Genomic DNA, 19400 nt, shown 5'->3' with positions numbered 1-19400 from the left:
CCCACCCCTCGCTGACGCTCGGCGTGGGCCCCTGAGAGGTGGCCGGGGCCTCGTACGGGGGCCGGTCCGTCAGGAGAAGGGCGTCGTGGGGCGCTCGAGCAGCTCGCCGTCGAGGACGTGGTCGACCTTCTCGTTTAAGAAGGCCACCAGCCCGGCGATCGGCAGCACCTCGCGCGTGGGGAAGTCGTAGCACCAGGCGAGGTCGGGATCGGTCCGGTCGCCGACCCGCACCGACCACCACGCGCTCGTCGTGCCCTTGTACGGGCAGGAGGTGACGGTCCGGCTGGGCACCAGGTGCTCGAACCGCACCGCGGTGCGCGGCAGGTAGTAGCGCGTGGGCAGTCCGGTCTCGAAGACCATCACCGGCGACGTGCTCTCGGCGAGGACGACGCCGTCCAGCTCGACCCGGACCGTGCGGCTGGAGCGGACGGCGTCCACCCGGGCGTAGGGGTTCCGCGGGTGGACGAAGACCTGTTCGTCCTCCTCGTACCAGGCGTCCATCGCCGCCCAGTCGAACCGCACGGTCCCGGCCACGCCCTCGGCGGCGTCCTCGCGGTAGACGTCGGCGGCGTCCGGCCGGCTGGTCTCCCCCACGCGGACGCCGTGCCGGTGCGCCGTCCCCCGGGCGGCGCGCCGCGACCGCTGCTCGTCGACCAGGACACCCGGGCGCACGTCCGCCAGCGGCAGGTAGTACTGCGGATAGGGCGGCCATTCCCACACGTAGCGGGCGCGGGTGGTGTCCACCACCGTCGTCCCGGCGAGGACCGCGCGCACCCGCCGCGGCACGGGCTCGACCTGGTCGGGCGGGGTGATCGCCTGCGGGTAGTCGCTCACGGCACCTCCTTGACCTCGTGCTCGGGCACGGGTGTACCCGGGCCCGCCCGCCTCACGCCGTCAGCGCAGCGCCGCGGCCGCCGCCTCGCGCAGGTGGGTCGCCAGCGTCGCCTCGGCGCGCTGGTCGGTGCGGACGACGACCACCCGCGGACCGCCGGCCGACAGCGCGGACCCCAGCTCGTCCGGTGCGGTGACCCGGGACGCCGCCCACCCCAGGGACGCGGCCACCGCCACCAGGTCCCGCCCGTGCGGGGTGCCGAACACCCGCCGGTAGCCCGCCGCGTACTCCGGCCGGCCCGGCTCCAGCTGGGCGAAGATCCCGCCGCCGTCGTTGTCCGGGACGACCACGGTCAGGTCGGGCACCGGCTCCCCCTCCCCGACGAGCAGGCCGGTCAGGTCGTGCAGGAACGTCAGGTCGCCCATCAGCGCGAACGCCGGGCCGCCGTGCACCAGCGCGGCGCCGACCGCCGTGGAGACCGTCCCGTCGATGCCCGCGACGCCCCGGTTGGCCAGCACGGTCACGTCCCCCCGGGGTGCGGCCAGCCGGTCGACGTCGCGCACCGGCGTGGAGGAGCCCAGCACGAACAGCGCCCCCGCCGGCAGCGCGGCGACGACGTCCCGGGCCAGCCGCGCGGCGGTCAGGCCCGGCGTGGCGTCCAGCACCGCGTCGACCGCCGTCCCGACCCGGTCGGCGGCCGACCGCCACTCGGCCAGCCACCCGCCCTCGACGGCTGCGCCCTCGCCGGGGCCGGTGGAGAACCCGAGGCCGACGGAGGAGCTGGACCGGCTCGCGTCGGGCCACCGCGGCGTGCTGACGACCGATTCGACCTCCACCCGCGGGTCGGCGAGCAGCGCGGCGACCGGGCGGGACAGCGTCGGCCGGCCCACGACCACCACCCGGTCCGGGCGGTGCCGGTCCAGCCACTCCGCGGACCCGAGCAGGAGCACCCCGCTCCGCACGGCGTCCCGGGTCCAGGCCCCGCTGGTGGGCTCGGCGACCACCGGCAGCCCACGGCCGGCCGCGGCGTCCGCGGCGACCCGCCCCCGGGACGGAGGCCCGTCCCCGGCCACCACCAGCGTCCGGGGCCGCCAGGCCGTCACCACGGAGCTGGGGTCGGTCGCCTGCTGCGCCGCCGTCCACGGCGCGCCGCCGGGCCGGCCCGCCCACGGGCGCTCCAGGACGGCGGGCGGCTCCCCGTCGGGCAGCAGCGGCTCGCGCAGCGCCAGGTTCAGGTGCACCGGCCCGGGGTCGCCGGACAGGTCGCCGCGGGCCACCACCAGCGCGCGGGCCACCAGCGAGCGCCAGTAGCGGTTCTGCGGCTCCTCGCGGCCGGCCTCCGGCACGCCGACGTCGACCGCCCAGCGCACCGCCCCGCCGTACAGGCCGGGCTGGTCGACCGTCTGGTTGGCGCCGGTGCCGCGCAGCTCCGTTGGGCGGTCGGCGGTCAGGGCCAGCAGCGGCACCCCGCTGTGCGAGGCCTCCAGGACGGCGGCGTGCAGGTGCGCCGTGGCCGTCCCCGAGGTGGTCAGCACCGGGACCGGCCGGCCCGACGCCCGGGCCAGCCCCAGGGCGAGGAAGGCCGCGGTGCGCTCGTCGATCCGCACGTGCAGCCGCAGCCGGCCGGTCGCCTCGGCAGCGGCCAGCGCCAGCGCCACCGGCGCGGACCGGGAGCCCGGCGCCAGCACCGCGTCGGTCACCCCGCCGCGGAGCAGCTCGTCGACCAGCACCCGGGCGAAGGCGGTGGAGGGGTTCACGCCAGCACCGCGGCCAGCCGGCCGCGCCAGCGGCGGTCGGTGTCCGGGTCGGCGGCCAGGTCGGCCAGCCGGTCGGGTGCCACCGGGCGGACCGGCAGCGCACCGTCCACCGGCAGCATCGGCTCGGCGGTGACGTCGGCGGTGAACAGCGCGACGGTGGCCAGCCCGCAGGCGTACGGCAGCTCGGGGAGCGCCGCGGCCAGCGCGACCCCCGCGGCGATGCCGACCGAGCTCTCCAGCGCGGAGGAGACCACGCAGGGCAGCCCGTGTGCCTCGGCGACCTGGAGTGCCGCGCGCACCCCGCCGAGCGGCTGGACCTTGAGCACGACGACGTCGGCGGCCTCGCGCAGGTCGACCCGGCGCGGGTCGGGCGAGCGGCGCACCACCTCGTCGGCGGCCACCGGGACGTCGACCCGGCGGCGCAGCGCGGCCAGGTCGGCCAGCGTCGCGCACGGCTGCTCGGCGTACTCCAGGCCCACCCGGTCCAGCTCGCGCAGCCGGGCCACCGCGGTGTCGACGTCCCAGGCGGCGTTGGCGTCCACCCGGATGGCGCCGTCCGGGCCCAGCGCGTCCCGGACGGCCTCGACCCGGGCCACGTCCTCGGCCGGGGACTGCCCGGGCTCGGCGACCTTGACCTTGGCGGTCCGGCAGCCCGACGCGGTGACGACCGCGTGCGCGTGCTCCGGGCCGACCGCCGGCACGGTCACGTTGACCGGGACGCGGTCGCGGACCGGCGGGGGCCAGCCCAGCGTCGCGGCCTCGTGCGCGGCGCCCCACCACCGGCGGCTCTCGGCCACGTCGTAGTCCCAGAACGGGGAGAACTCGCCCCAGCCGGCCGGACCGTGCACCAGCACGCCGTCGCGGACGTCGATGCCGCGGAACCGGGTGCGCAACGGCACGCGGTAGACGTGCGCCCGCAGGGCCGGCTCCGCGCCGCCGGCTGCCGGGGCGATCACAGGGGCCAGCGTAGTTCGGAGCGCGCCGCAGCCGTCGCCGGTCGCGCCGTAGGCTGGCTCCTCGTGGCCCGGCACCTGACCCTCGTGCCGTCCCCCGGCCCCGACGACGCCGGCGCGGTCCTCGACACCGTCTGGCCGGCGGTCCGCGACTGCCTGGACGGGGGTGCGCCGCTGGCCGTGCTCCCCGCCGGCGCCGGCCCGGCCGCCGCCGCCCGGGCGGTGCTGCGGCCCGACGTGCCCCTCGAGCCGGGCGCCGACCTCGTCGTCGTCACCTCCGGGTCCACCGGCGCCGGGCGCGGCGTGCTGCTGCCGGCCGCGGCGGTGCGGGCCTCGGCGACGGCGACCCTGGACCGGCTGGGCGGCTCCGGCAGCTGGCTGCTCGCGCTGCCGACCTCCTCGGTCGGCGGCCTGCAGGTGCTCTGCCGCAGCGCGCTGGCCGACCGCACGCCGGCGGTGCTCGGCCGGGGCGAGTCGCTCGCCGCGGCCGCGGCCCGGCTGCCGGCCGGCGACCGCCGCTACACCTCGCTGGTGCCGACGCAGCTGCGCCGCTACCTGGCCACCGAGCCCGCGGCGCTGGCCGCGTTCGACGGGGTGCTGGTCGGCGGGGCGGCCACCGATCCGGGTCTGCTGCGGCAGGCCCGGGACGCCGGGGTGGCGGTGCGGACCACCTACGGGATGAGCGAGACCGCCGGCGGCTGCGTCTACGACGGCCGGCCGCTGGACGGCGTCCGGGTGCGGGTCGACGACAGCGGCGTCGAGCTGTCCGGCCCGGTGCTGGCGCTGGGCTACCGGCTGGACCCGGCGGGCACCGCGGCGGCGTTCGCCGACGGCTGGTTCCGCACCCGCGACGCCGGCGACCTGGGCCCCGACGGCCGGCTGACCGTGCACGGCCGGCTGGACGAGGTGCTGGTCACCGGCGGGGTGAACGTGGCCCCGCAGGCGGTCGAGGCAGTGCTCCGCGAGCACCCGGCCGTGGCCGACGCCGTGGTGACCGGGCGGCCCGACGCCGAGTGGGGGCAGCGGGTGGTCGCCGTCGTCGTGCCCGCGGCCGGGGCCGAGCCCTCGCTGGCGGAGCTGCGGCCCTGGGTGGCCGAGCGGCTCGGCCCCGCTGCCGCCCCTCGCGAGCTGCACCGGGTCACCGCCGTCCCCACCCTGCACACCGGCAAGCCCGACCGCCGCGCCGTGGCGGCGGGCATCGAAGGAGAGCGGTAGTGGCCACCCCCGCCCAGTGGCTGGCCGGCGCCCGCCCGAAGACCCTGCCCGCGGCCGTCGCCCCGGTGCTCGTCGGCAGCGGCGCGGCCGCTGCCCTGGACGGGTTCCGCGCCGGGCCGGCCGTCCTCGCGCTGGTGGTCGCCCTGGCGCTGCAGGTCGCGGTCAACTACGCCAACGACTACTCCGACGGCCGGCGCGGCACGGACGCCGACCGGGTCGGTCCGATGCGGCTGGTCGGCTCCGGCGCGGCCCCGCCGCGGCAGGTGCTGGTCGCCGCGGCGCTGGCGTTCGCCGTCGCCGCGGTCGCCGGGCTGGCGCTGGCGGCGCTGTCGAGCTGGTGGCTGGTGGCCGTGGGCGCGGTGAGCATCGTCGCCGCCTGGACCTATACCGGCGGGCCGATCCCGTACGGCTACCGGGCCCTCGGCGAGGTCTTCGTCTTCGTGTTCTTCGGCCTGGTCGCGGTGGTCGGGACGACGTTCGCCCAGACCCGCAGCCTCGAGGGGCTGGCGTTCGCCGCGGCCGTGCCGATCGGCCTGCTCATCGTGGCGCTGCTGGTGGTGAACAACCTGCGGGACGTGCACGGTGACGCCGCCGTCGGCAAACGGACCCTGGCCGTGCTGCTCGGCGAGCAGCGCACCCGGCTGTTCTTCACCGGGCTGGTGGTGCTCGCGTTCGTCCTCGTGGCGCTGATCGGCGCCGCCCGCCCCTGGGCGCTGCTGGCGCTGCTCGCCCTTCCGCTGGCCGTACCGCCGGTGCGGGTCGTGCTGCGCGGCGGGCGCGGTCCGGTGCTGATCGGGGCGCTGCAGACCACCGGCCGGCTGACGCTGGTGACCGGGGTGCTGCTGGCGCTGGGGCTGGCGCTCAGCTGAGGAAGGACCCCGTCCACCTCACCGCTCGCAGGCTCGCGGCGGGCCACTGCAGCGGGGGCGTCACTGCGCGGCGTCGTCCGTGTCGCTGCCCCGCAGGCGGGCGCGCAGCGCCTCCTTGGCCTCCGCCCGGGCGACGATGGCGGCGGTGAGCCGCTCGCGCACGGGCCGCAGCAGGAAGTAGGCGGCAGGCATGCCCAACAGCAGCGCGAAGAGCGCCCCAGGGATGCCCGGGAGACCGGCGAAGGCCAGCACGGCGTAGAGCACGGCGACGATGACCAGCCGGCCCAGCGTGTAGAGCAGGAGCGCCGGCAGCAACGAGGGTGCGGCCGGGGCGGCAGGTGCGGACTGGTCAGCCATGACGGCCCTCCCACTTGGTGGACAGCACGACGGTCGTCCGGGTGCGGGCGACGCCTCTGATCCGGTTCAACGCGCTGATGGTGTCCTCCAGTGCCGCGATGTCGGCCACTCTCACCTTGAGCACGTAGCCCTCGCTGCCGGCGACCCGCCAGCAGTCCTCGACCGAGGGCAGCTGGGCCATCGCCTCCTCCAGGCCGGTGTCGTCGACCGAGTCGCTCTCGATCACCCCGACCAGCGCGGTCACCCCCAGCCCGACCGCGGCCGGGTCGACCACCGCCCGGTACCCGGTAATGACCCCCGAGGCCTCGAGCTTGCCGACCCGCTCGTGCACCGACGGCGCGGACAGCCCGACCTGCCGCGCGAGCTCGGCGTAGCTGGCCCGGCCGTTGGCCCGCAGCAGGGCGATCAGCTGCTCGTCCACCGCGTCGATGACCGTCCTCCGTCCACTGCCCCGTCCGGCCCGGCCCGGCCGGGCCGCTGCGCCGCCGCCGAGTATGTCCACGGACGTACATTGGGGGCGACGAGGGGGGTGGCCGGGGTGGTCTTCCTGGTGATGCTGGTGATTGCAGTGACCGTGGTCGTGCTGGTGATGCGCGCCGGGGCGGCGCAGGGAGGTCCCGGCGGGCGCAGCGGCCCGATCCGGCCGTCCCGACCGCAGCGACCCCAGCGGCCGACCCGGCCGCTGGCACCCGACGACGACCCGGAGTTCCTGCGGGAGCTCGAGCGGCGCACCCGCCGGGACGACGGCGCCCCCAGCTGACGGCCCCCTCCGGGGGCCGCGCCAACGTCCTCAGGCCCCCCTTCAGGGGCCCGCGTCGAGCTTGCGAGGCGTGGGGGGAAGGGTGGTCCTTCCACAGGGGCCCGCGTCGAGCTTGCGAGGCGTGGGGAAACGCGGCGACGTTCTTCGGCCCCGCCCCGGGTCCCGCCCTGAGCTCGCGAAGGGTGGGGAGGGCGGGGTCCTTCCTCAGGCGGCGCTGCTGCCGCGTCCGCCGAGGAGCCGCCGCCAGTCCCACCGGCGTCCTGCCGGAGTGACCGTCGCGGTGGCCGGGGTGCCGGTGCGGGTGTCCTCCGGCCAGCCCAGGCCCGTGCCGTCGCCGGGCTGACCGGGCCAGCCGAGCTCGCCCTCCCCCTCCGGCGAGGTCAGCCGGGGAGCCCGGTTGCCCGGCGCGTGTGCCGGCGTCCCGGTGCCCGGAGTCGGCCTGGCCTCGAGCGCGGCCGCGACCAGCGGGTGCACCTCGGAGCCGTCGGCGGCCGCGTGCCTACCCACGGTGAACCCCACCGCCATGAGTCATGCCGCACAGGATGACATGGGTGCCGCTCCAGGACACGTCCCCGGCGGGACTCCGCCCGGGCGGTGACCCAGGGTGACCGCACCCGGCACGCGGGCCGGTCAGCTCAGTTCAGGCCGCCGTAGCTGTGCAGGCCGGTGGACACCATGTTGACGTAGAGCAGGTTGAACAGGACGACGACCAGCCCGACGATGTTCACCCAGGCCGAGGGCCGCCCCCGCCAGCCCGACGTCGTCCGGGCGTGCAGGTACGCGGCGTAGACGACCCAGGAGATGAACATCCAGGTCTCCTTGGGGTCCCAGCCCCAGAACCGGCCCCACGCGCTCTCCGCCCAGATGGCGCCGGCGATGAGCGCGAACGTGTAGATCGGGAAGCCGAAGACCACCGTGCGGTGGGCGGTGCGGTCCAGCGCGGCCGCGCTGGGCAGCCGGGCCAGCATCGACGTCGGGGAGGTCGTGCCGGCGGGCTTCTCCTCGAACCGCGACCTCACCAGGTACAGCACGCTGGTGATCCCGCTGACCAGCAGGACACCGGAGCCGAGGACCGCGCTGCTGACGTGAACGCCGAGCCACCAGGACCGCAGTGCCGCGACCAGCGGACCGGCCTCGGCGTAGAGGAAGAGCCCGATAAGCACCATGGCGACGACGACCGGGCCGAGCACGAAGACGCCGATGTGCCGCAGCACCGGCGCCCGGACGGCCAGCACGGTGTAGGCGACGACCGCCACCAGCACGACCGCGGTGGCGAACTCGTACATGTTGCCCCAGGGCAGCCGGTCGGTGGCCATCCCCCGGGTCACCAGCACCGCCGCGTGGGTCAGCAGACCGAGCACGGTCAGGGCCATCGCCACCATGCCCACCCGCCGGGCGCGCGGCGGCTCGACCGGCTCCGCCGTGGGCGGCGCGTCGGGCAGTGCCCGGTCCGCACCGGCGGCGACCAGCTCCCGGGAGCGCGCCGGCGCCGACCGGGCACCGAACGCCAGCTCCGCGCAGAAGGCCACCACGGCCAGCGAGTAGAGCCCCACCGTGAGGGAGAAGAGGGTGTCCGACAGCGAGGCCAGGGACGGGTCGATCACGAGGGCGGGATCTCCTTCTCCGGGGCCGCGCCGTCGGGGGACGGCGGGGCCGGGGTGGGACGGGGCGTGCGGTCGGTCCGGGCGGTGAGCGCCGTCCGGACCTCGTCGGTGAGCGCGGCGAAGCGCGGCCCGGTGTCGGCGCTGCCCCGGGTCAGCGACCCGATCGTCAGCACGGTACCCCCGCCGTCCGAGGCGGGCCGGGCGCGGGCGAACACCCGTTCCCGCCGGACCAGCAGCATCCCGAGCAGGCCGGCGAGCACGGCGCCGGCCGCGCCGAGCACCCAGACCTGCCCAGGGTCGTGCGACAGCTGCAGGGCGGCGAACTCCTTGTAGCCGGTGAAGGCGACCACCGTGCCGTCCTCCAGGGTGGTGGACTCCCCCACCGCGAGGTTGGCCGCCCCGACCCGGGTCAGCCGCTCCCGGTCGATCTGGGTCTGGTCCAGCGAGTACACCGACTGCGGCAGCCCGGAGTCCAGGCCCAGGTAGCCGCGGTAGACGAAGACGGCGACCTGCGGGTCCAGCGGCCGGGGGTCCACCGAGGTGAGCACGCCGCCCTGCAGGACGCCGGTGGGCGCGAAGAACCCCTGCAGGGCCAGCTGGTCGGTGGCGCCGGCGCCCAGGTCAGGGAGCTTCAGCGCCCCTTCGCTGGCCATCGTCGTCTGGTCGGCGGGCAGGAACGGCGCGCAGACGTCGGTGAAGGGCGCGGCGCCGGGCACCGTGACGGTGAAGCACGGGCTGAAGCCGTGCCCGGTGACGTAGACCCGGTCGCCGTCGACCCGCAGGGGGTCGTTGACCCCGATGGTCGTGCGGCGCTGGTCGGCGTCCCCGGGCGCGCCGTAGCCGATGTCGGCGGTGAAGGAGGCCGCGGTGCCGTTCTCCTCGTACTCCGCCCGGAAGTCGGTGAGGTCCACGCACAGCGGGGTGAGGTCGGACTGGTCGACCAGCGGGCCGGCGGAGTAGGTGTCGTACTGCTGGAAGGAGTTGCAGAAGCCGCCGCCCTCGGTGACCAGGATGCTGCCCTCGTGGCCCCACAGCTTCCCGCCGGCCAGCCCCAGCAGCAGCGCCAGCAGGGCCAGGTGGAACAGCAGGTTGCCGGTCTCGCGCAGGTGGCCCTTCTCCGCCGAGACCTCCTGCCCGGCGGGCCCCTCGCGGCGGACCACCCGGTAGCGGGCGACCCGCAGCTCCTCCTCCGCCGCGTCCAGCGCCTCGGCCGGGGGCAGCGGGGTCGCGAGCTCGGCCGACTCGGGCAGCCGGTGCAGGTGCCGGGGCGCGGCCGGCGGCGGGGCGAGCACGGCCCGGGCGTGCTCGACCGCCCGGGGCAGCACGCAGCCGATCAGCGAGACGAACAGCAGCAGGTAGATGGCGGCGAACCAGGGCGAGCTGAAGACGTCGAAGGCGTACAGCCGGTCCAGCACCGGCGCCAGCTCCGGGTGGTCGGCGAAGTACCGGCTGACGTTGGTCCGGGACAGCGACCGCTGCGGCAGGAGCGAGCCGGGGATGGCCGCCAGCGCCAGCAGGAAGAGCAGCACCAGCGCGGTGCGCATGGCGGTGAGCTGCCGCCACCAGCGCAGCAGCCGGGAGCCGACGACACGGTGCAGCGGCGGCCGGGAGGGCGGGGTGGGGACGGCCTCCGGGGGCCGCGGCGGGGCGGTGGTGGTCACGGTCGACTCACAGCGGCGCGCCTTCGCCCAGGCCGGTGGCGGCCAGCCAGCCGCGCAGCCACAGCATCATCTCGGTCCAGGCGCCGGTGACCAGCAGGAGACCGACCAGCACCAGGACCGCGCCGCCGACCCGGGTGACCGCCGCGGCGTGCCGGCGGAGGAACGACGTCGCCCCCATCGCCCAGCGCGCGCCCAGCGCCACCAGCACGAACGGCACGCCCAGGCCGAGGCAGTAGGCCACCCCCAGGAGTGCACCGCGGGTGGCCGTGGCCTCGGTGAAGGCGAGCACGTTGACCGCCGAGAGCGTGGGCCCGAGGCACGGCGTCCAGCCCAGTCCGAAGACCACGCCGAGCAGCGGCGCCCCGGCGAGGCCGGCGGCGGGCCGGACGGCGAGCTTCCGGGTCCGCTGCAGTGCCGGCAGCCAGCCCAGGAAGGCCAGCCCGACGACGACGGTGACCACGCCCATCACCCGGGTGATCACGTCCTGGTGCTCGAGCAGCAGCCGGCCCAGGCCGCCGAACAGCGCCCCGAAGGCGACGAAGACGGCGGTGAACCCGAGCACGAACAGCACGGCGCCGAGCACCATCCGGCCGCGGGGCGAGCGCCCGTCGACCGTCGCGCGGACCGCGGTGACGGTGCGCCCGGGCCCGCTGGAGGGCCCGCTGGAGTCTCCGGCGCCGGAGGGTGCCGGGGCGGCCGTCACGGCGCCGGTACCGACCAGGCCGGTGACGTAGGACAGGTAGCCGGGCACGAGCGGCAGCACGCAGGGCGAGGCGAAGCTGATCAGCCCGGCCAGCGCGGCGACCGCGGCGGCCACCAGCAGCGGCCCGTCGGTCACCAGCCCCGTGACGGTCTCCCCCACCCCTCAGACCTCCCCGAGCACCAGGTCGAGCACCGCGCGCAGGTCGTCCTGCTGCACCTCACCGGTGTACACCGCCGCGACCCGGTAGTCCCGATCGAGCACGATCGTCGAGGGGATCGCCGTCGCCGGGTAGTCCCGGAAGGCGAGCGCGGTCTCCCCGGTGGGGTCGAACAGCGAGGGGAACGTGATGGCCTTGCTCTCCACGAAGGCGGTGGCCAGCTGCTCGGCGTCCTTGACGTTGAGCCCGAGGAACTGCACGCCGGAGTCCCGGACCTCGTCGTAGACCTCCTGGAACTGCGGGGTCTCCACCCGGCAGGGCGCGCACCAGGACCCCCAGAAGTTCAGCACGGCGACGTCCCCGGCCAGCTCGGTCGACTGGAACTGCCCGCCGCCGAGCAGGGTGCCGGAGAACTCCGGCGCGGCGGCGCGCTCGGCCTCGGGGATGACCTCGCCGGCCGGCGTCCCCGCCACGAACCGGAACTCGCCCCCGTTGGCCACGTCCACCTGGCCCTGGCCGGTCGAGCAGCCGGGGAGGACGGCCAGCGCCAGGGCGAGCGCCACGGCCGGCCCCCGGGGTGACCGGCTACGCACCGGGCACCGCGTCGGGGTCGGTCGCGCCGGCGGGCTCGGCGTAGTCGATCCCGGTCAGCCGGTCGCCGACGTAGGTCAGCGAGGTGACGCTGGCCAGACCGCACTCCCGGCGCCGGGGGTCGTGCAGGTAGCTGCGTCCCTCGAGGTGCAGCCGCAGCGTCCAGATGGGCAGCTGGTGGCTCACGAGGACGGCGGCGTGCCCCCGGGCGGCGTCCCGGGCGGTGGCCACGGCACCGACCATGCGGGCGGCGATCTCCCGGTAGGGCTCGCCCCAGGAGGGCCGCCACGGGTTGCGCAGCCGCCACCAGTTGGCCGGGTGCCGCATGGCGCCGTCCCCGACGCCGAAGGTCTTGCCCTCGAAGTCGTTGCCGGCCTCGATCAGCCGGTCGTCGGTGGCGACCGGCAGGCCGAGCACCTCACCGATCGGCCGGGCGGTCTGCTGCGCGCGCTCCAGCGGGCTGGCGACCAGGTGGGTGACGTCGCGCCCGACGAACCAGTCGGCGGTGGTGCGGGCCATGTCCTCGCCGGCCGGGGACAGCCGGAAGTGCGGCAGCCGGCCGTAGAGGACGCCGGTGGGGTTGTGCACCTCGCCGTGCCGCATCAGATGCACGACCGTCGTCGGCTGGTCCGGGTCGCTCACGGGGAGAGCACCTGCGCGTCGTTGGCGACGGCGGTCTCCTCGTCACCGGCCGCCGCGGCCGCCGCGCGGGCCGCCGCCGGCAGGGCGTCGAGCACGTGCTCGAGCGCCTCGTCGTCCAGCGCGGCGCTGACGAACCACGCCTCGTAGGCCGAGGGCGGCAGGTACACGCCGTCGGCCAGCATCGAGTGGAAGAAGGCCCGGTGCCGCGCGGTGTCCTGGGTGCGCGCGTCGTCGTAGTCCCGCACCTGCCGCTCGTCGGGGACGAAGAACACCGAGAACATCGAGCCGGCCTGCTGCACGCGGTGCGGCACCCCGGCCGAGAACAGCGCGGCGCTGGCCGCTCCGCGCAGCACGGCGGCGACCTCGTCGCAGCGGGTGTAGACGTCCTCGGTGCACAGCCGCAGCGTGGTGAGGCCGGCCGCGACCGCGACCGGGTTCCCCGCGAGCGTGCCGGCCTGGTACACCGGGCCCGCCGGCGCGAGCTGCTCCATCACCTCGGCCCGACCGCCGAACGCCGCGGCCGGCAGCCCGCCGCCCATCACCTTGCCGAACGTGAACAGGTCGGCGTCGACCGGGTCGATCCCGTACCAGCCGGAGCGGGACACCCGGAAGCCGGTCATCACCTCGTCGAGGACGAGCAGCGCCCCGTGCGCGGCGGTGATCCGGCGCAGCTCGGAGTTGAAGCCGTCCAGCGGCGGGACGACGCCCATGTTGCCGGCGGCCGCCTCGGAGATGACGCAGGCGATCTGGTCGCCCCGCTCGGTGAACACCGCCTCGACCGCGGCGACGTCGTTGTACGGGAGCACGACGGTGTCCGCGGCCGCGCCGGTCGTGACGCCGGGGGTGTCGGGCAGCCCGAGGGTGGCCACACCGGAGCCGGCCGAGGCCAGCAGGGAGTCGACGTGGCCGTGGTAGCAGCCGGCGAACTTGACCACCAGCGGGCGGCCGGTGGCGCCGCGGGCCAGCCGGATCGCGGACAGCACGGCCTCGGTGCCGGAGTTGACCAGCCGGACCCGCTCGACCGGGGCCATCCGGCCGGCGATCTCCTCGGCCAGGTCGACCTCACCCGCGGTGGGCGTGCCGAAGCTGAAGCCGCGGCGGGCGGCGGCGGTGACCGCGGCGACGACCTCCGGGTGGGCGTGGCCCAGGATCATCGGTCCCCAGGAGGCGACCAGGTCCACGTAGCGCCGGCCGTCGACGTCGGTGATCCACGGGCCCCGGCCCTCGGCCATGAACCGCGGCGTGCCGCCGACCGCCCGGAAGGCACGCACCGGGGAGTTGACGCCGCCGGGGGTCACCCGGCCGGCACGGTCGAACAGCTGCGCCGACCCCGGCGCCTCGTACGGGTACCGCTCGCTCATGATCCCACCCTCCCAGGCCTGCCTGTGTGGCTCGCGACGTGCTGGAACGGCCCCGCTGCAGGGTCCCGCCGCGAGCTGGCGAGTGTCGGGGCAGCGGGGTCCCTATCGAACCCAGCGGGCGGCCTCGACCGCCCAGTAGGTCAGCACCGACCCGGCTCCGGCCCGGCGGATGGCGGTGAGCGTCTCCAGGACGGCCCGCCGCCGGTCCACCCAGCCGTTGGCGGCGGCGGCCTCGACCATCGCGTACTCGCCGCTCACCTGGTAGGCGCTGACCGGGACGTCGACGGCGTCGGCGACCCGGGACACGATGTCCAGGTAGGGCAGCGCGGGCTTCACCATGACCGCGTCGGCGCCCTCGGCGAGGTCCTGGGCGACCTCGCGCAGCGCCTCGTCGGCGTTGGGCGGGTCCATCTGGTAGGTCGACCGGTCGCCGAACTGCGGCGCGCCCTCGGCGGCCTCCCGGAAGGGCCCGTAGAAGCCGGAGGCGTACTTGGCCGCGTAGGCCAGGACCGGCGTCTCGGTGTACGCGGCGCCGTCCAGGCCGGCCCGGATGGCGGCGACCTGCCCGTCCATCATCCCGCTGGGCGCGATGACGTGCGCCCCGGCGCGGGCCTGGGCGACGGCCACGGCGGCGTAGCGGTCCAGCGTCGGGTCGTTGTCGACCACGCCGGCCGGGGTGACCACGCCGCAGTGCCCGTGGTCGGTGTACTCGCACAGGCACAGGTCAGCCATCAGCACCAACTCGTCGCCGAGGTCGGACCGGAGCTGCCGCAGCGCGACGTTGACCACGCCGTCGGCGGCGTCGGCCTGGGAGCCGACCGGGTCCTTGTCGGCGGGGATGCCGAAGACCATCAGCCCGCTGATGCCGGCCTCGGCGGCCTCGTGCGCGGCCTTGCGTAGCGAGTCCTGGGTGTGCTGGACGACGCCGGGCATGGAGCGGATCGGCACCGGGTCGGAGATGCCCTCCTTGACGAACACCGGCAGCACGAAGTCGGCCGGGGACAGCCGGGTCTGCGCCGTCCACCGCCGCATCGCCGGGGTGGACCTCAGCCGGCGGCCGCGGGCGAAGCCCGGAGCGGCGCCGCCACCTCGGGGGCCGGTCACTTGGTCCCCTCGCCCTCGGCCTCGGCGCGCCGCGCCTGGGCGAAGGCGGCCAGCGCGTCGACCAGCGGGCCGACCGCCGCGGTCTCGGGCTGCACGTCGACGCGCAGCCCGAACTCGGTGGCGCTGGCCGCGGTCGCCGGGCCGATCACCGACACCACGGTGCGGGCGTGCGGCTTGCCGGCGATGCCGACCAGGTTGCGGACGGTGGAGGAGGAGGTGAAGCAGACGGCGTCGAAGCCGCCGCCCTTGATCGCCTCGCGGACGGCGGCGGCCGGCGGCGCGGCCCGCACGGTGCGGTAGGCGGTGACGTCGTCGATCTCCCAGCCGCGCTCCTTGAGCCCGGCGGCGAGGGTCTCGGTGGCGATGTCGGCGCGGGGCAGCAGCACCCGGTCGATCGGGTCGAACACGTCGTCGTAGGGCGGGAAGTCGACCAGCAGGCCCTCGCTGGACTGCTCGCCACTGGGCACCAGCTCGGGCACGATGCCGAAGTCGCGGACCGCCTGCGCGGTCTGCTCGCCCACGCAGGCGACCTTGACCCCGGCGAAGGCGCGGGCGTCGAGGCCGAGCTCGGTGAACTTCTCCCGGACGGCGCGCACCGCGTTGGTCGAGGTGAACACGATCCAGCCGTAGCGGCCGGTGACCAGGCCCTTCACCGCGCGGTCCATCTGGGCCGGGCTGCGCGGCGGCTCCACGGCGATGGTCGGCACCTCGACCGGGACGGCGCCGTAGGCACGCAGCCGCTCGCTCATGTCGCCGGCCTGCTCCTTGGTGCGCGGCACCAGCACGCGCCAGCCGAACAGCGGCCGGCTCTCCCACCAGGACAGCCGGGCGCGCTTGTCCACGACCGAGCCGATCGTGGCCACCACGGCACCGGTCAGCGAGTCCAGCCCGGCGGTCTTCTCCGCCACCGCGGACAGCTTGGTGACCACGCTCTTCTGCGCGGTGCCGGTGCCCTCGACGGTCACCACGACCGGCGTGCCGGCGCCCAGGCCGCCCTCGAGCAGGCCGGCGGCCGCGGCGGGCAGCTGCGCGGCGTCGGCCTGCAGCACCAGCGGGCTGCCGGTGCCGGTGGCCGCGGCCGCCAGGGCGGCGAGCTGGGCCGGGGAGTCCGCGGCCGACTCGCCACCGGGGACGGGCCGCAGGTCGGCCTGCACGGAGGTGCCGCCGAGCGCCACGCCGGCGTAGGCGGGGACAGCGGTGCCCACGGCCACGCCGGGGACGACGTCGAAGGGCACGCTGGAGCGGGTGACCGCCAGCGCCTCCCGGACCACGGCGTCGCTGGTGAAGGGGTCGCCGGCGACCAGCCGGACGACGGTGCTGCCGTTCTTGGCGGCGGTCACCGCCGTCTTGGCGACCTCGGCCGTCTCGCCGCCCACCGTGCTGAGCTCCAGCCCCGGGTGCTGTTCGCGGACGGCGTCGGTCACCGCGGCCGAGACGTCGGGGTCGACCAGCACGAGGTCGGCGGCGGCCAGCGCCGCGCTCGCCCGGGCGGTGAGCAGCCCCGGGTCGCCGGGGCCGGCACCGACGAGGACGACGGTGCCCTTGCTGCTGGACTGCTTGCGTGAGCGCGTCATCGCGTGCTCCTGTTCCTGCCCCGGGAAGGGGTCGCTGCGGGTGGTACGGGACGGGTGGGGGGTGTGCGGCGGCCGCGGCCGCGTGGGGTGGGGGTCACCGGCTGGCCGCCATCAGGGCGCCGGCGCCCCGGTCGAGCAGCTCGTCGGCCAGGGCACGGCCCAGCTCCCGGGCCGCGGTGGCCGGACCGCTGATCGAGCCGCGGACGCCGTCGCTGCCGTCGATCGCGGTGACCGAGGCACGCAGGTACAGCTCCGCGCCGCCGTCCTCGGCCTCGGCCAGCTCGGCGTAGGCGGCGACCGGTGCGCTGCAGCCGGCCTCCAGGGCCGACAGCACCGAGCGCTCGGCGACCACGCAGGACCGGGCGGCGGGGTCCTCCAGGACGGCGAGCAGCTCCCGGACCCGGGCGTCGTCGCCGCGGCACTCCACGGCCAGCGCCCCCTGGGCCGGTGCGGGGAGCACCTGGAGGGGGTCGAGCACCTCGGTCACCGCGGCGAGCCGGCCCAGCCGGGCCAGCCCGGCACGGGCGAGGACGACGGCGTCCAGGTCGCCCGGGCCGTCGCCGGGCTGCCCGGCGACCCTCGCCATCCGGGTGTCGACGTTGCCGCGGATGGGGACGACGTCCAGGCCCAGGCCCAGCGCGCGCAGCTGGGCCATCCGCCGGGGTGCCCCGGTGCCGATCCGGGACCCGGGCGGCAGCTCGCCGAGGGTCAGGCCGTCGCGGGCCACCAGCGCGTCGCGCGGGTCCTCGCGCGCGGGGACGGCGGCCAGCGCGAGGTCGGCCTCGGCCGCCGTGGGCAGGTCCTTGTAGCTGTGCACCGCCAGGTCGACGGTGCCGGCGCGCAGGGCGTCGCGGAGCGCGCTGACGAAGACGCCGGTGCCGCCCAGCTGGCTGATCGCCGCCGAGGAGCGGTCACCGTGGGTGCTGACGTGCACCAGCTCGACGGGGACGCCGGTGGCCGCGGTGAGCGCGTCGGCGACGTGCCGGGACTGGGTGAGCGCGAGCTGGCTGGCCCGGGTGCCCAGTCGCAGCGGCTGCCCGGTCACGGAGCACCTCCCGGGCGCGGGTCGGGATCGCCGATGCGCAGGTCCAGCGCGGACAGCCGGGTGCCGGCCGGCAGCTCGGGGTCCAGCGCGACAGCGTCCGAGAGCGTGGCGGTGTCGCCGTCGACGCCGATGCCCAGTCCGAACAGGGCGCGCAGCGCGTCGGCGTAGTCGGTGCCGCCCGGGGCGCTGGCCAGCTCCTTCACCCGCACGGTCGGCTCGTGCAGCAGCTTGTCCACGACGCGGCGGACGGTCCGGGCGATCTCGCTGCGGGCCCGGGCGTCCAGGTCGGGCAGCCGGGTCGACAGCCGGAGCAGCTCGGCGTCGACCACGTCGGCGGCCTGGCTCCGCAGCGCGGAGACGGTGGGGGCGACCGCGGCGGCCTGCCGCTCGGCCCGCAGCAGCGACGTCTCCAGCTCGACGAGGGCGTGCGCGGCGGCCACGTCGTCGGCCGCGACCGAGCCGGCGACCGGCTCGCCGGGGTGCGCCGCCCGCTCGCCCTGCAGCATCGCCAGGTCCACCACGTGCACACCGGGCAGGCCCGCCACGGCGGGGTCGACGTCCCGGGGCAGCGCCAGGTCGACGATCGTCAGCGGCCGGCCGGCCCGCCGGGGAAGGGCGGCGCGGACGACGTCCTCGCCGATCACGGTGCCGGTGGCGCCGGTGCAGGTGACCAGCACGTCAGCGGCGGCCAGCTCGTCGGGGAGGTCGGCGAGGTCGGCGGCGCGGCCGCCGATGGTGTCGGCGAGCCGGGCGGCGCCGGCCGGCGTCCGGCTGCTGACGGTCACCCGGGCGCCCCGCCGGGCCAGGGTGCTGGCGGCCAGCGCGCCCATCGACCCGGCGCCGACGACCAGCACCGGCCGCGCGGAGAGCTCGCCCAGGGTGGCGGTCACCCGGTCCAGCGCCACCGACACCAGCGAGGCGCCGGCCCGGTCGATGCCGGTCTCGGCGTGCACCCGCTTGCCCACCCGCAGCGCCCGCTGGGCGATCGGGTGCAGCTCCCGCCCGACGGTGCCCTCCTCCTGCGCGAGCGCGTACGCCGCGCGCAGCTGCCCGAGCACCTGCGTCTCGCCGACGACCATGGAGTCCAGCCCGGCGGCGACGGTGCACATGTGCCCGATCGCCTGGTCCTCGTAGTAGACGGTGACGTAGGGGGCGAGCTCCTCGACGGTGGTGCCGGCGTGCCGGGCCAGCACCCGGCTGACCTCGGTCACCCCGCCGTGGAAGCGGTCGACCTCGGCGAAGACCTCCACCCGGTTGCAGGTGGCCAGCACGATCGCCTCGCTGACGTGGGCGCTGTCGACGAGCTCGTGCAGCGCCTTGACCCGGTCGTCCCCGGTCATGCTGACCTGCTCGAGCAGGGCGACGGGGGCGGTCTGGTGGCTGATGCCGACGGCCAGCAGGCTCACCGGGCACCTCCGGCGCGCGCGGCCACCTGCGGGGCGGGCACGACCACCGGGGTGGGGCCGCCGTCGCGCTGCTGGTCGAGGAAGGCCAGCACCTGGAGCTCCACGGAGAGGTCGACCTTGCGGACGTCGACGTCCGCGGGGACCGACAGGGCCACCGGCGCGAAGTTCAAGATGCTCCTCACCCCGGCGGAGACCAGCCGGTCGCAGACCGACTGGGCCACCTCGGCCGGTGTCGTGATGACGCCGATGGAGGCCTCGGTGTCGGCGACGACCGCCTCCAGGTCGGCCACCGGTCGGACCGTGCACCCCCCGACCCGCTCGCCGACGCGCGCCGGGTCGGCGTCCAGCAGGCCGACGAACTCGAACCCGCGGCTGGCGAAGCCGGCGTAGTCGGCCAGCGCCGCCCCCAGCCGGCCGATGCCGACGAGCACGCAGGGGCGGTTCCGCTCCACCCCGAGCGCCGCGGTGAGCCGCTCCTGCAGCCCGGCCACCGAGTAGCCGACGCCGCGCACGCCGCAGGGGCCGAGGTAGGACAGGTCCTTGCGCAGACCGGCGGGGTTGACCCCGGCGGCCGCGGCCAGCTCACCGGAGGAGACGTGGCTGCGCCCGCCGTCGGCGAGGGCGGCCAGCACCCGCAGGTACACGGCCAACCGGGCGACGGTGGCCTCCGGGACGATCCGGGGCCGCGACTGGGTCACGGGGCAGACTCCACAGCGTTCCGATCACGGCCCGGCGGGGGCCGGCGCGGTCGGGAGGACGTCGAAGGCGCGGGCTCGTGGCGGCCCGGCAACGCCACGGTAACCGCTTGT

General features: G+C 76.6%; 20 protein-coding genes. 3 read left to right on the top strand and 17 right to left on the bottom strand.

The features are described from left to right. Positions 1-69: 69 nt before the first annotated feature. From ACWIX6_RS03525 to ACWIX6_RS03515, 3 genes are read right to left on the bottom strand one after another with little or no spacing between them, the layout of a single operon-like run. Positions 70-834 (bottom strand): DUF427 domain-containing protein, encoded by a 765-nt coding sequence (locus ACWIX6_RS03525; RefSeq protein WP_448615471.1) that lies wholly within the window; start codon positions 832-834, stop codon positions 70-72. Between the two features lie 60 nt (positions 835-894). Then, entirely contained in the window at positions 895-2589 is a 1695-nt protein-coding gene (gene menD, locus ACWIX6_RS03520; RefSeq protein ID WP_448615470.1) for a 2-succinyl-5-enolpyruvyl-6-hydroxy-3-cyclohexene-1-carboxylic-acid synthase, read from the bottom strand. Continuing rightward, a complete protein-coding gene (locus ACWIX6_RS03515; protein WP_448615469.1) occupies positions 2586-3545 on the bottom strand; it encodes an o-succinylbenzoate synthase in 960 nt (319 codons plus the stop codon). Before ACWIX6_RS03515 ends, menD begins: the two co-directional genes overlap by 4 nt. Before the next feature lie 63 nt (positions 3546-3608). On the opposite strand from ACWIX6_RS03515, the gene menE reads away from it, so the two are divergent. Together menE and ACWIX6_RS03505 are read left to right on the top strand one after the other, a co-directional pair. Further along, entirely contained in the window at positions 3609-4757 is a 1149-nt protein-coding gene (menE, locus tag ACWIX6_RS03510; RefSeq protein ID WP_448615468.1) for an o-succinylbenzoate--CoA ligase, read from the top strand. Continuing rightward, the gene (locus ACWIX6_RS03505) at positions 4757-5626 is read left to right on the top strand and encodes a 1,4-dihydroxy-2-naphthoate polyprenyltransferase (RefSeq protein WP_448615467.1); all 870 of its coding nucleotides are present in this window, start codon (positions 4757-4759) and stop codon (positions 5624-5626) included. The genes menE and ACWIX6_RS03505 overlap by 1 nt, the downstream gene beginning before the upstream one ends. A 60-nt stretch (positions 5627-5686) precedes the next feature. Here ACWIX6_RS03505 and ACWIX6_RS03500 read toward each other — a convergent pair whose 3' ends face one another. Together ACWIX6_RS03500 and ACWIX6_RS03495 are read right to left on the bottom strand one after the other, a co-directional pair. Beyond that, positions 5687-5983, bottom strand: a complete 297-nt coding sequence (locus ACWIX6_RS03500; protein ID WP_448615466.1) for a DUF4229 domain-containing protein — start codon at positions 5981-5983, stop codon at positions 5687-5689. Then, entirely contained in the window at positions 5976-6404 is a 429-nt protein-coding gene (locus ACWIX6_RS03495) for an Lrp/AsnC family transcriptional regulator (RefSeq protein ID WP_448615465.1), read from the bottom strand. The genes ACWIX6_RS03500 and ACWIX6_RS03495 overlap by 8 nt, the downstream gene beginning before the upstream one ends. A gap of 108 nt (positions 6405-6512) precedes the next feature. Between ACWIX6_RS03495 and ACWIX6_RS03490 the strand changes: the two genes are divergently transcribed. Further along, positions 6513-6743, top strand: coding sequence for a hypothetical protein (locus ACWIX6_RS03490; RefSeq protein ID WP_448615464.1), 231 nt, complete (start codon positions 6513-6515; stop codon positions 6741-6743). Between the two features lie 204 nt (positions 6744-6947). Here ACWIX6_RS03490 and ACWIX6_RS03485 read toward each other — a convergent pair whose 3' ends face one another. The 12 genes from ACWIX6_RS03485 to ACWIX6_RS03430 form a co-directional block, all read right to left on the bottom strand. Continuing rightward, a complete protein-coding gene (locus tag ACWIX6_RS03485) occupies positions 6948-7268 on the bottom strand; it encodes a hypothetical protein (protein WP_448615463.1) in 321 nt (106 codons plus the stop codon). Between the two features lie 110 nt (positions 7269-7378). Continuing rightward, positions 7379-8347: a c-type cytochrome biogenesis protein CcsB gene (gene ccsB / locus ACWIX6_RS03480; RefSeq protein ID WP_448615462.1), complete on the bottom strand. Its 969-nt coding sequence runs from the start codon at positions 8345-8347 to the stop codon at positions 7379-7381. Further along, the gene (resB, locus tag ACWIX6_RS03475) at positions 8344-10008 is read right to left on the bottom strand and encodes a cytochrome c biogenesis protein ResB (RefSeq protein WP_448615461.1); all 1665 of its coding nucleotides are present in this window, start codon (positions 10006-10008) and stop codon (positions 8344-8346) included. The genes ccsB and resB overlap by 4 nt, the downstream gene beginning before the upstream one ends. Positions 10009-10015: 7 nt before the next feature. Further along, a complete protein-coding gene (locus tag ACWIX6_RS03470) occupies positions 10016-10870 on the bottom strand; it encodes a cytochrome c biogenesis CcdA family protein (RefSeq protein WP_448615460.1) in 855 nt (284 codons plus the stop codon). Positions 10871-10873: 3 nt separating this feature from the next. After that, positions 10874-11431, bottom strand: coding sequence for a TlpA family protein disulfide reductase (locus tag ACWIX6_RS03465; RefSeq protein WP_448615459.1), 558 nt, complete (start codon positions 11429-11431; stop codon positions 10874-10876). Positions 11432-11453: 22 nt separating this feature from the next. Then, positions 11454-12101 (bottom strand): histidine phosphatase family protein, encoded by a 648-nt coding sequence (locus tag ACWIX6_RS03460; RefSeq protein ID WP_448615458.1) that lies wholly within the window; start codon positions 12099-12101, stop codon positions 11454-11456. Continuing rightward, on the bottom strand, positions 12098-13462 hold the full coding sequence (gene hemL / locus ACWIX6_RS03455) for a glutamate-1-semialdehyde 2,1-aminomutase (protein ID WP_448615457.1): 1365 nt from the start codon (positions 13460-13462) through the stop codon (positions 12098-12100). Before hemL ends, ACWIX6_RS03460 begins: the two co-directional genes overlap by 4 nt. Before the next feature lie 102 nt (positions 13463-13564). After that, positions 13565-14566 (bottom strand): porphobilinogen synthase, encoded by a 1002-nt coding sequence (gene hemB / locus ACWIX6_RS03450; protein WP_448615456.1) that lies wholly within the window; start codon positions 14564-14566, stop codon positions 13565-13567. Continuing rightward, on the bottom strand, positions 14563-16140 hold the full coding sequence (locus tag ACWIX6_RS03445) for a uroporphyrinogen-III synthase (RefSeq protein ID WP_448615455.1): 1578 nt from the start codon (positions 16138-16140) through the stop codon (positions 14563-14565). Before ACWIX6_RS03445 ends, hemB begins: the two co-directional genes overlap by 4 nt. Positions 16141-16234: 94 nt before the next feature. Continuing rightward, the gene (gene hemC / locus ACWIX6_RS03440) at positions 16235-17185 is read right to left on the bottom strand and encodes a hydroxymethylbilane synthase (protein ID WP_448615454.1); all 951 of its coding nucleotides are present in this window, start codon (positions 17183-17185) and stop codon (positions 16235-16237) included. After that, positions 17182-18591, bottom strand: a complete 1410-nt coding sequence (locus tag ACWIX6_RS03435) for a glutamyl-tRNA reductase (protein WP_448615453.1) — start codon at positions 18589-18591, stop codon at positions 17182-17184. The genes hemC and ACWIX6_RS03435 overlap by 4 nt, the downstream gene beginning before the upstream one ends. Then, positions 18588-19289: a redox-sensing transcriptional repressor Rex gene (locus ACWIX6_RS03430; protein WP_448615452.1), complete on the bottom strand. Its 702-nt coding sequence runs from the start codon at positions 19287-19289 to the stop codon at positions 18588-18590. The genes ACWIX6_RS03435 and ACWIX6_RS03430 overlap by 4 nt, the downstream gene beginning before the upstream one ends. Between the last annotated feature and the right edge of the window lie 111 nt (positions 19290-19400).

Source organism: Modestobacter sp. URMC 112, assembly GCF_053502575.1.
This window is presented reverse-complemented; position numbering and strand designations above follow the sequence as displayed.